The following is a 10,368-nucleotide window of genomic DNA, read 5'->3' as shown; positions in this document are numbered from 1 at the left end:
ACCATTGCGACCGAATTGGAGCCCCAGATTCCACGCTTCACCGTGATCTTGACAGGTGGGACCCTCAGACCCCGGCAACATTCGCTCGTTGACCCATACGCCGAACTAGTCCTCGACCGGGTGCATGTCACCACTGCCTTCATCGGATGCAACGGCATCCATCCCGAAGAAGGGGTAACGAATATCAATCTGCCTGAGGCAGCCGTCAAGGGCCGGATGGTCAAGGCCGCCCAGCGTGTGGTCGTTGTTGCGGGAGGACCCAAGCTCGGCAGGATCTCCATGGCCCGATTTGCCGAGATCGACGAGGTCGACGTCCTCATCACCGGCCAGAGTGCCCCGGCGAATCTGGTTGCCCAATTCACCGAAATCGGCCTTCAGACGATCGTCGCAGGATGACCCGCCCGGCACCCGAGTTCGCGGTGCCCCACCGACGGTTCAACCCACTCAACGGCGAATGGGTCCTGGTCTCAGCCCATCGAACACTGCGACCATGGCAGGGCGGTACGGAGGTATCCGACGACACCGTTGCCGCACCAACTCATGATCCTGATTGTTTCTTATGTCCCCGAAACCAAAGGACCAGCGGAGAGTCCAACCCTGACTATGAAAAAACCTTCGCGTTCACAAACGACTTCCCCGCGTTGTTGCCAACCGAATCAGTCAACCGCGATTTCGAATCACCGCTGTTCCAGGCAGAGACTGCCGCCGGAACGAGTCGGGTGTTGTGTTTCACGCCCGATCATGGACGCACCCTCGCTGACCTCGACCAGCCTGGTTTGCGATCGGTGGTCGACCTGTGGTGTGCCCAGGCGGCAGAACTGGGAAGGCAGTATCGATGGGTGCAAGTTTTCGAAAACAAAGGCGATGCGATGGGAGCCTCCAGCCCCCACCCGCACGGTCAAATCTGGGCCAGCAACTTCCTGCCGAGCCATGTTGCCGCCGAAGACGACCACCAACGTTCCTACTGGGAAGCCAACGGCACCAACCTGCTGGTTGACTACGCGACTGCCGAGCGCGACCAGGAAACCCGCGTCGTCGTAGAAAACGACTCGTGGGTTGTCCTCGTACCGTATTGGGCTACGTGGCCATTCGAGACAATGATCCTGCCAAAACGCCATATCCTGCGGTTGCCGGACCTGACCGACGACGACCGAACTGACCTTACGGACGCCCTCAAGCGACTCCTCACTCGGTATGACAACCTGTTCACAACGCAATTCCCGTACTCAATGGGATGGCACGGGGCACCTTTTCAGGCCGAGTCGCAAGACCATTGGCAATTGCACGCCCACCTCTATCCACCGCTGCTGCGGTCCGCCAGCGTGCGCAAGTTCATGGTCGGATATGAGCTGCTCGGCGAGGCACAGCGAGATCTCACTCCGGAACAAGCCGCCGAACGCCTACGCGCACTCTCGGATACCCACTATGCCGATGCTCGCCGGGCCCATGTCACCTGAGGAGCAAGCGGCGACGCTGTTCCTTGAACGGTTCGGTGAGGAAGCTCCACTCATAGTTCAGGCGCCCGGACGCATATGCCTGATCGGTGGCCACACGGACTACAACAAGGGCTTCGTTCTGCCGATGGCCATCGATCGAAGAACGGTGATTGCGGCTCGACCTCGAACCGACCGCATCGTGGCAGTTTCGTCGAGTGACTTCCCCGATACCAGTTTCGACCTCGGGTCGTTGCAGCGCGGTACCGGCTGGGCCGAATACCTCAAGGGAATCGCCTGGTCAATGGGAGCCGACTCGCTGCCAGGATGGGAAGGCGTCGTCGTGTCCACCATTCCGCTCGGAGCAAGCCTTTCCTCCTCAGCGGCGCTCGAGGTCGCCACGGCGCTGACCTTCGTCACTCTCGCAAATCAGAATTGGGATCCAATCGAAGCAGCCCTGATGAGCAGCCGAGCTGAAAATAGCTGGGTTGGGGTCAGCAGCGGCATCATGGATCAACTCATCTCGGCGTGCGGGCGGGCGGATCAGGCGATCCTCATCGACTGCCGCGACCTTTCCCAGACACCGGTTCCGCTCCCCGCCGGAGTGAGCGTCGTCGTGCTCGACACCGGAACCCGTCGTCAACTCACCGAGTCGGAGTACAACCAGCGGCGCGACGAGTGCACCGAAGCCGCCCAAGGCTTCGGTGTCGCCAGCCTGCGGGATCTCACCATGACGGCCGTGGATAATCCACCGAGGGCTTTGAGCGACATCGCCATACGCCGGGCTCGGCACATTGTTGGAGAAAACGAACGAACTCTGGCGGCGGCCGAAGCTATGAATGCTGGCGACCCGGCCCGGCTCGGGGACCTGATTTCGCAGGCGCATGTGAGCCTGCGAGACAACTTCGAAGTTTCCAGCCCGGCACTTGACGCCATGGTCCAAGCCGCCCAATCGTCCCCCGGATGTCTGGGGGCATCCATGACCGGCGCTGGTTTCGCCGGATGTGCCATCGCCCTCGTCAAGGAACTCGCCATCGATTCGTTCATCGAACACACCGAGGAACGGTACCGAAGAACGACCGACCACATACCTGCCCTGTTCACGTGCAGAGCCGCACCCGGGGCATCGGTCGTCAGGAGCCGATGACACACACCGGCCTAACGCTTTTTTAGTCCGGACGGTCCTGTCTGCGCCAATCACGTAGATTCGTCTAATGCCAAGCCTGCGCCTCGACGAATCACGCCAGCGAGCCGACCTGCTGGCCGTTACTTCGTACGACGTGACACTCGACCTGGCCGGCGATGACAAAACGTTTACGTCATCAACCAAGATCAAGTTCATGGCGCGCCAGACCGGCGATACGTTCGTCGATGTGAAACCAAAACAACTGGTGAGCGCCCGGCTCAATGGAAGCGCCATCGATGTCGACGAGCTGGTCGACGGCCGCCTACCCATCAGGGGTATTTCCGGCGAACAGGAACTCGTCATCGAGGCCGTCATGGCATACCGCACCGACGGAGAAGGCATGCATCGGGCCATCGACCCCGCCGACGGCCGTCATTACACCTACGCCATGTCGTTTCTCGACGCGGCGCCAAACATCTTCCCATGCTTCGATCAGCCCGACCTCAAAGCACCCTTCACGCTGCATGTGCGGACTCCCCTCGATTGGATCGTGGTCGGCAACGGACGGGCCGAAGAGGTTGAACCAGGCGTGTGGGACCTGGCCACCACACAGCCCTTGTCGACATACTTCGTCACCCTCGTAGCCGGGCCGTATTTCATGGTCAAAAGCGAGCACGACGGGATCCGATTGGGATTGGAGTGCCGGGCTTCGTTGGCAGAACATCTTGAGCGCGAAGCGGACGAGATTCTAACGATCACCCGACAGTGCTTCGACGAATTCCATCGGCTGTTCGACATCCGCTACCCCTTCGGCGACTATCACCAGGCGTTCGTCCCGGAGTTCAACGCCGGTGCCATGGAGAACGCCGGATGTGTGACATTCCGCGACCCGCTGGTGTTTGCGTCAAATGTGACCCGCCACGAACGGACCAGTCGGGCTACGACGATCGCCCACGAGATGGCCCACATGTGGTTTGGTGACCTGGTGACGCCACGGTGGTGGGATGACCTCTGGCTGAACGAGTCGTTCGCCGAGTACATGGGCAACCGGGTAACCAACGACGCCACGGAATTCAAGGACGCCTGGGTCGATGTCGCCCTCCGCCGCAAACGATGGGGCATCGAAGCCGACCAACGGCCCACCACTCACCCGGTGGCCGGGACGGGGGCGCTCGACGCCCAAGCTGCCCTCCAGGATTTCGACGGCATCAGCTACGCCAAAGGGTCGGCCATCCTGAAACAGCTCAGTGTCCGCCTCGGCGACGAAGTATTCCTGGCCGGCGTACGGGAACATCTCACGCGCAACCGGTTCGGCAACGCCTCGATGCATGATCTGTTTTCGGCATGGGAGACGGCCGGAGCGGGCGACATGGACGAGTGGATCCACGGCTGGCTGAGAACCGCCGGACTCGACCTCCTTCAACTCGAACGCACTTCGGGCGAACTTCAAATCGTGCGCACCTCACCGCCCACCCACCCGGCAAACCGCCAGCACGCCATCTCCGTCGCCCACCACAGCGGCGATCAGTGGTTCATCGAGCCGCTGGTTGTGGCGAGCCAATACACCCCGGTACCGGCTCCGGTCGGTCGACCGGTCCTGCTCGATCCTGCAGAGGAAACCTGGGCCCGCATCATGCTCGACGAAGGCACGCTCGAAGCACTCCCTGGTCTACTCCCGGACATGTCCGACCCCCTCATGCGGGCCGCCGTATGGAACGCCGTGCGAGACGGCACGTGGAACGCACTCATCTCACCAACCTATGCATTGCACCTGGTTGGGGTAGCCCTGCCAAGCGAGACCCAGGACCTGGCGATCGCGTCACTCGGCCAGTTTGGGGTCGACCAGCTCGCCGGACAGCTGCTTGACGAACCTACATTGGCGATCGACACCGTTCATAGCGCAGGTCAACTGCGACTCGATTCGGCGTTACCCGGCTCGGGTGTTCAACTCGCCGCCATGCGCGTCACAATCGCTTCAAGCGCGAGTACCGATCAGCTTCGCGGCTGGCTTCAGGATGGAGGTCTGCCCGATGGACTCGTTCTCGACCTGGATCTGCGTTGGAGAATCCTCATCCGGCTGTCTGAGCTTGGGGAGATCGACCGCTCCGAATTGCGACGAAGGCTCGAAGAAGAGACCACGACACAGTCGAGCGTCAATCACGCGAGAGCACTGGCCTCACTGCCGGATGCCCAAGCCAAGTCCTATGCATGGGAACGCTTTACCGGAGCAGTGGACTCCTCCAATTATGAACTCGAAGCAGCCGGCCTCGGCATGTGGCAACGCGGCCAGGAGACCCTAACCGGCCCGTTCGTGGAGCGGTATTTCGCCGAGGTGGCCAGGACCGTCGAGGTCCGTTCAGGTTGGACTCTGGCTAGAACGGCCGCGGTGTTCTTTCCGAGACTCGCCATCGCCCCCTCGACTCTGGCAGCTGCCGACCGTCTCCTTGACAATGAGATCCTGGACGCGAGTCTGCGGCGCTCCCTGATTGATGCGACTCACGACCTGCGCCAGGCGCTTGCGGTCCGCCAAACCTTCGGAGTCTGATCGGGGTCCCGCCGGCTACGCAGGAACGAGTTTCCTGCCACCAACCAGGACGGAGTAGGCCCGCAGCGTGACCCACTTCGACGGTAGGGCTTGTCGGTCGATTTCCACGGTCGTCTTGCCCTTGTACGCACGCCGATTGCGCCACCGGCCCAGGTCGTCCTGCTGGGTCAACAACCATTCTTTGGCGTTGTCCAAGCGACGATCGGAACCCCGGCCCAGTTCATCGAGCACTTCGAGGATCTCCAGCACGTCACATATGTACCCGGACGGAAACCCCAACTTGAACCAGGTGCCCGACGGTTTGACGTTTCCATAGCCCATCGGATAGTCCGCTACCGCCGGATCTCTTGCCAGTAGGAATTCAGCGCCTACTTCGATCGCCTGGCGGACCAGCCGGGTGCGGCGCCGGGGTGGGATGGCGGCAAGAGCCTTCATCTCCTTGATGGCACCCCAGGCGCATGGGTTACGTTCGTTGGCTGCACACTCGAACCCGGGGCCACTTGTACCGGATTTGTACCAACGGTCGACGCCCTCACCAGTGATGGTGCGGGCGGCCCACTCTGTTGCCGCCTTCACCGCCGGATGGTCTAGCCGCCCGAAGTCGATGGCGGCCCTGAGCAGATTGCCGTTGAGACAATGAATGAATGCCGATGGGGGTGGGATACGTTCTATATGCGACCCCGAGCCGCCGAACCCGCCCGTAAGAGTGGGGCACATGCGAAGGATGTAGTCGACAGCCTTCTGAACCCGCTCGTTGTCGGGATCGGCTCCGAGCTGATCGAGGAAGATGAGATTCCAAACGGTTCCCTGGTACTTCGGGCCATATCCCGGGCCCGGCTTAACCCACCAGCCCGCCTCATCCTGGGCGGCCAGGATCGATCGGATCGGATCCTTCGCCATGGCTTCTTTGCGCAGGTCGATGACCTCTGGATCCGACGGCGGCCTCCCCATCAACCTCATCAGGGTGGCAGCACGAACTCCAGGGTCCGACTCGTCGAGCAACCACGGCAACGGGTCGCCATTCACGCGTTCCAACCAGGTCGGTCGCTGCACCATATGCCCAGTCTGGGTTTCCGACCCCCCAACCGGTAGGGACCTTGGACGGTTTCCTTTTGCCTCTCTCATTGAACGACAAGGCCACCCCATTTGCGAGAACCAGGCCTCGCTTCGTGCGATACTCGCCCAATGACAACCAACCAGGAACCCACAGGCATCACGGTCCATGGACAGGGGCGTGTTGACGTCGAACCCGACCGGGCCGAGCTACAACTCGCCGTTTCGCGAGTTGCCGTCCAACCAGCCGGAGCATTCCAGGAGACCCGGGACGCAGTCGGTTCCGTCAGGGCGGCGCTGCAAGCAACCGGGATCGCCGAAGACGCCATTGAAGTATCCCGTCTCCGCTTGAACGCCGTCTACGACTACTCCAACGGCAGGAACGCCCTGACCGGTCACGAGGCGTCAGCCGACGTCACGGTCGTGATCAAAGACATCAACGCCACCGACGGCATCATCACCTCGGCCATCGACGCAGGCGCCAACGCCGTCCAGTCACTCGTGTTCGACACCACCCGTCGGGCCGAACTGCAAGCAGCCGCCCAGCGGGCAGCCGTTACCGACGCCTTGCAGAAGGCTGCGGTGTTCGCAGGAGCGGCCGGAGTATCACCTGGCGACGTCGTTTCCATCGAAGAAGTTGGGTCAGGTGGCCCGATACCGATGGCGGGTCGCAAGCTTATGGCGGAGAGCGCCGACCAAGCATTCGTGTCTGGCTCCATCAATATCGAGGCATCCGTCATCCTCGTGCTGTCGATCAGCCGCCCCTAGCCCGAACCAACTGGGTCTAGCCAGGAGTGGCTGTGCCATCTGCCAGAGTGCTGAGGCGGGCCACCCGCTCGGCGTCTCCCCTGAAGAACAGGTCGACATCAGTGAGGAGCGGCAACGCCAACCGCGCTTGCTGACCGGCCTCAATATCGCGCCCGACTGCCGCGTACTCTTCGGCGAGTTCTTCATGGAACCAGCCATCGGGCGCTCCCGAGTCGACTGCCCAGGCGACTGCGGTCTCAAGAATCGGGATTGCTTCGCTGGCCCGTCCGAGCGCCCGGAGCGTTTTGCCAACGGCATAACGAGCTACCTCGATCTCCAGCCGGTTGTCGGGTTCGGCGAGACGAACGTCGAGAGCCCGTTCGAAGGCGCCCAGGGCCGCGTCCAGATCTCCCGTATCGAATAACTGCCAGCCAAGGTTGTTGAGCAACGGCCCCAGCCAGTAGTGAGCTTCGGCGTGGCTGTCGGCCAGTTCGACTCCCCGCTGGGTCCATGCCATGAAGCCGTCGTGGTCCGGTGCGGCCAGCGCCGCCATATGAGCGGCATCCACCGCGATGAAATACTGGCCGGCGTCCACGGCCGCGGCGAAGGCTGACTCGAACAGCGGCAGCGCAGCTTCTGGCCGTCCGCCTGATCGGAGTAGGCGCCCCCGTTCGAGGTCAATGCGACTCCGCGCCGCGCCGCTGCTGCCCGAAGCCTCGGCTTCGACAATAAGCGCTTCTCCACGCTCAAAATCATCGCGCAGTCCCTCAATTCGTGCGAGCTGACTGAGCACCTCAGCGCGGCCGTCATCAGAGGACTCTAGGTCGAGCTGGTCGCGCAAGTGCTGCTCGGTGGCGGTGAGATCGCCGAAATCCCATAAAGCTCGAAGGCGGTCGGCCATGTCCAGCATCCTAAGACTTCACTTATCGGGAGGCATCCGCTTGTACGACATTTATTGACCCCGTCGACCCGCCACTGCGCGCAGTTTAAGCGTATGGTTGTCGCTACGGGTGACTCTGGGGGGGTACCGATGCCTGACATGCACAAGCGGGCCGCCATCATGGCCCAACAGGTAGAACATCTGGCTTCCGATGCCATGGAAGGCCGCGCCACCGGTACCGAAGGCGGACGCATGGCGCGTCGGTTCGTCGAAGACGGATTCGCCGACCTTGGCCTCGTCCAGGCGGGAGACGACGGAACCTACTCACATCACATCTCGGCCGTCGGTGGCGCCAACCTGATCGGGGCCATCCCCGGCAGCGGGCCGAACTCCGACCGTTATGTGATGGTGGCTGCCCACTATGACCACCTCGGCAAATACTTCGGACGGGTTCACCCCGGGGCCAACGACAACGCAGCAGCCGTGGCGGTTCTGCTCGACGTCGCCCGCCAACTCACCGAGCTCAACAACCTCGATCGGTCGGTACTCATCTGCTCGTTTGATGCCGAAGAGCCACCGTATTTCTGTACGGACGACATGGGTTCTGTGCATTGGGTCGACCGGCCGTCGGTGGATCTCAATCGTGTTGACGCCATGGTCTGTCTTGACACCATCGGCCATGCCCTCGGCCCTGACAGCCTTCCCGACAGTGTCCGCCGAACGGTATTTGTGCTGGGAGCTGAACGCTCGGGGCTGGGCGGGGTCGTCGATGAACTGGCTGCACTCGACGACCGGGTTCTCCCCCGGCGACTCGATGCCGACGTCATTCCACCACGTTCCGACCACTATGCGTTCGAACGGGCCGGCATCCCATTCCTGTTCTATACGACGGGTCGCGATCGTCACTATCACACACCCCAGGACAGCCCCGGGAAGCTCGACTATCCAAAGATGGTCGGATTCGCCGACCATCTCGCCGACCTCATGTGGACCCTGTCGACTGGACCCGCCCCGACTTACGATCCGTCCGGTCGTGACGACCAAACAACGATTCGCACTCTCGTCGATATCGGCCGCCACGCCGCCCCGCTCCACGAGAACGCCGATCATGTAATTGGCCTCATCGACAAGCTTGAGCGCAAGCTCGAAGACAAGACCCCTCTGAACCCATTCGACCGGGCCAGTCTGCGCTCGACGATTATCGCCATCGAAAACACCCTGGCCTAGACAGCTCATCCGAAGCAGGCCCCCGAGGTCCGCTTGGACCCCGAAGTACGCCCCCTCAGCAGCAATTCCACGTTCGTCTGGCGCGACGGGGACATCCGGCAGGCAGGTCGTGACCGACGCCTCTGGACTCGCAAACCCCAAAACAGACACACTTGCAGTTGATCTTGTCTGATTGAGGAGTTCTGAAATGACCAGGTGGGTGTACGGTTTTAGTGAGGTAGAAACCGCCGAATCCTTCTGCGATGGGAACTGGGAGTCGGTCCGCGGCCTACTCGGAGGTAAAGGCGCCAATCTCGGCGATATGACCCGCATCGGAGTGCCGGTACCCCCCGGCTTTACGATCACCACTGCCGCCTGCAACGCTTACATCGAAACCGACGGAACCTTCCCACCCGACATGCTTGACCAGGTATCGAGCGCCCTTGAACAGATTGAAGCGGCCAGCCACAAGAGATTCGGTGATGCCACCAACCCTCTCCTCGTATCCTGCCGATCGGGCGCCAAGTTCTCGATGCCTGGCATGATGGACACCGTCCTGAATATCGGAATCAACGACACCGTGGTTGAGGGCCTCATCGCCCTTACCGACGACCCACATTTCGTGTATGACTCCTACCGGCGATTGGTCCAGATGTTCGGATCGGTCGTGCTGGGCGTACGAGACGAACCCTTCGAAGCGGTACTCGCCAAGTACCGTCACGACCGCGACGTCGCTGAAGACTCCGACCTCACAGCCGATGACCTGCGAGCAATCACCACGGAGTTCAAACAGATCGTTGAACGCTTTTCCGGTCGTCCCTTCCCGGATGACCCATTCGAACAACTCCGCCTGGCTATCGAAGCCGTGTTTCGTTCCTGGGACGGGAAACGCGCTCGCGACTACCGCAACGCCGCCAACATCCCGCACAATCTGGGGACGGCCGTCAACATACAGGCGATGGTTTTCGGCAATATGGGATCGGACTCGGCGACCGGGGTCGCCATGTCCCGAAACGCCACTTCCGGCGAACCGGGCCTGGAGGGCGACTACCTCACCAACGCCCAGGGCGAGGACGTCGTTGCCGGCATCCGGGTCACCAAGCCGATGTCGCAACTGGCGATCGAAATGCCCACTCTCTACAACCAATATGAATCCATCGCGCTTGCCCTCGAGCGTCATTACCGCGATATGCAAGACATGGAGTTCACCATTGAACGAGGAACCCTGTGGATTCTGCAAACGCGCAACGGAAAACGGACCGCGCAGGCCGCCGTCAAGATCGCGGTCGATCTCGCTGACGAAGGCCTAATCAGCCGCAATGAAGCCGTGCAAAGGATCTCTCCCGAGCAGGTCGAGTTCTTCCTCCATCCATCCTTT

9 protein-coding genes are annotated in these 10,368 nt (G+C 61.6%); 7 read left to right on the top strand and 2 right to left on the bottom strand.

Annotated features, from left to right (window positions below; translation table 11 throughout):
* From JJE47_01425 to pepN, 4 genes are all read left to right on the top strand, one after another.
* Positions 1-396, top strand: a 396-nt coding sequence (locus JJE47_01425; GenBank protein MBK5266072.1) for a DeoR/GlpR transcriptional regulator, incomplete at its 5' end; no start/stop codon positions are given.
* On the top strand, positions 393-1,457 hold the full coding sequence (locus JJE47_01420) for a UDP-glucose--hexose-1-phosphate uridylyltransferase (GenBank protein ID MBK5266071.1): 1,065 nt from the start codon (positions 393-395) through the stop codon (positions 1,455-1,457). The genes JJE47_01425 and JJE47_01420, both read left to right, overlap by 4 nt.
* Positions 1,432-2,580, top strand: a complete 1,149-nt coding sequence (gene galK / locus JJE47_01415) for a galactokinase (protein MBK5266070.1) — start codon at positions 1,432-1,434, stop codon at positions 2,578-2,580. The genes JJE47_01420 and galK overlap by 26 nt, the downstream gene beginning before the upstream one ends.
* Positions 2,581-2,647: 67 nt before the next feature.
* The gene (gene pepN / locus JJE47_01410; GenBank protein MBK5266069.1) at positions 2,648-5,104 is read left to right on the top strand and encodes an aminopeptidase N; all 2,457 of its coding nucleotides are present in this window, start codon (positions 2,648-2,650) and stop codon (positions 5,102-5,104) included.
* Positions 5,105-5,119: 15 nt separating this feature from the next.
* On the opposite strand, the gene JJE47_01405 is transcribed toward pepN, so the two are convergent.
* Positions 5,120-6,160 carry a nitrogen fixation protein NifH gene (locus JJE47_01405; GenBank protein MBK5266068.1) on the bottom strand — a complete coding sequence of 347 codons (1,041 nt, stop codon included), beginning with the start codon at positions 6,158-6,160 and terminating at the stop codon, positions 5,120-5,122.
* 129 nt (positions 6,161-6,289) lie between these two features.
* Here JJE47_01405 and JJE47_01400 point away from each other — a divergent pair, with 129 nt between their 5' ends.
* Positions 6,290-6,925 carry an SIMPL domain-containing protein gene (locus JJE47_01400; GenBank protein MBK5266067.1) on the top strand — a complete coding sequence of 212 codons (636 nt, stop codon included), beginning with the start codon at positions 6,290-6,292 and terminating at the stop codon, positions 6,923-6,925.
* 16 nt (positions 6,926-6,941) lie between these two features.
* Here JJE47_01400 and JJE47_01395 read toward each other — a convergent pair whose 3' ends face one another.
* Entirely contained in the window at positions 6,942-7,805 is an 864-nt protein-coding gene (locus JJE47_01395) for a tetratricopeptide repeat protein (protein MBK5266066.1), read from the bottom strand.
* 129 nt (positions 7,806-7,934) lie between these two features.
* Between JJE47_01395 and JJE47_01390 the strand changes: the two genes are divergently transcribed.
* Positions 7,935-9,011 carry a M28 family peptidase gene (locus tag JJE47_01390; protein MBK5266065.1) on the top strand — a complete coding sequence of 359 codons (1,077 nt, stop codon included), beginning with the start codon at positions 7,935-7,937 and terminating at the stop codon, positions 9,009-9,011.
* Between the two features lie 187 nt (positions 9,012-9,198).
* The coding region (locus JJE47_01385) for a pyruvate, phosphate dikinase (protein MBK5266064.1) at positions 9,199-10,368 on the top strand (1,170 nt) is incomplete at its 3' end.

This window comes from Acidimicrobiia bacterium (assembly GCA_016650365.1).
Lineage (GTDB): Bacteria > Actinomycetota > Acidimicrobiia > Spongiisociales > JAENVV01 > JAENVV01.
Note: the sequence above shows the minus strand (reverse complement) of the source record. Positions and strands in the feature narration are given on the sequence as shown.

Excerpts from the sequence above, each read along its gene's own strand:
- pepN (MBK5266069.1), top strand. The coding sequence starts at position 2,648 with ATGCCAAGCCTGCGCCTCGACGAATCACGCCAGCGAGCCGACCTGCTG.
- JJE47_01395 (MBK5266066.1), bottom strand. The coding sequence starts at position 7,805 with ATGGCCGACCGCCTTCGAGCTTTATGGGATTTCGGCGATCTCACCGCC.
- JJE47_01405 (MBK5266068.1), bottom strand. The coding sequence starts at position 6,160 with ATGGTGCAGCGACCGACCTGGTTGGAACGCGTGAATGGCGACCCGTTG.
- JJE47_01390 (MBK5266065.1), top strand. The coding sequence starts at position 7,935 with ATGCCTGACATGCACAAGCGGGCCGCCATCATGGCCCAACAGGTAGAA.
- JJE47_01400 (MBK5266067.1), top strand. The coding sequence starts at position 6,290 with ATGACAACCAACCAGGAACCCACAGGCATCACGGTCCATGGACAGGGG.
- galK (MBK5266070.1), top strand. The coding sequence starts at position 1,432 with ATGCTCGCCGGGCCCATGTCACCTGAGGAGCAAGCGGCGACGCTGTTC.
- JJE47_01420 (MBK5266071.1), top strand. The coding sequence starts at position 393 with ATGACCCGCCCGGCACCCGAGTTCGCGGTGCCCCACCGACGGTTCAAC.